Here is a 713-nt window from a genome sequence, read left to right as displayed (position 1 = left end):
GTCCTGCGCACCTCCATGGAACTGGGCGGCAACGCCCCGTTCCTCGTCTTCGAGGACGCGGACCTGGACGCCGCCGTCGCCGGTGCCATGCTCGCCAAGCTGCGGAACATGGGTGAGGCCTGCACCGCTGCGAACCGCTTCATTGTCCACGAGTCCGTCGCTGCCGGGTTCGCGGAGAAGTTCGCCGCGAAGATGAAGGAAATGACCACGGCCCGGGGCACTGACCCGGAGTCCAAGGTGGGCCCGCTAATTGATGCCAAGAGCCGGGACAAGGTCCACGAGCTGGTGTCCGACGCCGTTGCCTCCGGCGCGAAGGCCGTCCTGGGCGGCGGCCCGGTGGAGGGTCCGGGCTACTTCTACCAGCCCACGATCCTCTCGGGCGTTACCGAAGGCACCCGGATCCTGTCCGAGGAAATCTTCGGCCCCGTCGCCCCGATTGTCACGTTCTCCAGCGAGGACGACGCAGTGCGCCTGGCCAACAACACCGAATACGGGCTGGTGGCCTACGTCTTCACCAAGGACCTCAACCGGGGCATCCGGATGGGTGAACGCCTCGAAACCGGTATGCTCGGCCTGAACGCCGGCGTCATCTCCAACGCCGCGGCACCCTTCGGCGGCGTCAAGCAGTCCGGCCTGGGGCGTGAAGGCGGCCTCGAGGGCATCGAGGAATACCTTTACACGCAGTACATCGGCATCGCCGACCCCTACGCCGG

Annotated in this window: 1 protein-coding gene; it reads left to right on the top strand. The window is 66.8% G+C overall.

Annotated features, from left to right (window positions below; genetic code table 11):
* On the top strand, window positions 1–713 hold a 713-nt coding region (locus FDW84_RS18980; protein WP_138611030.1), incomplete at both ends, for an aldehyde dehydrogenase family protein.

Source organism: Pseudarthrobacter sp. NamE5 (assembly GCF_005796225.1).
Taxonomy (GTDB): Bacteria; Actinomycetota; Actinomycetes; order Actinomycetales; family Micrococcaceae; genus Arthrobacter.
This window is presented reverse-complemented; position numbering and strand designations above follow the sequence as displayed.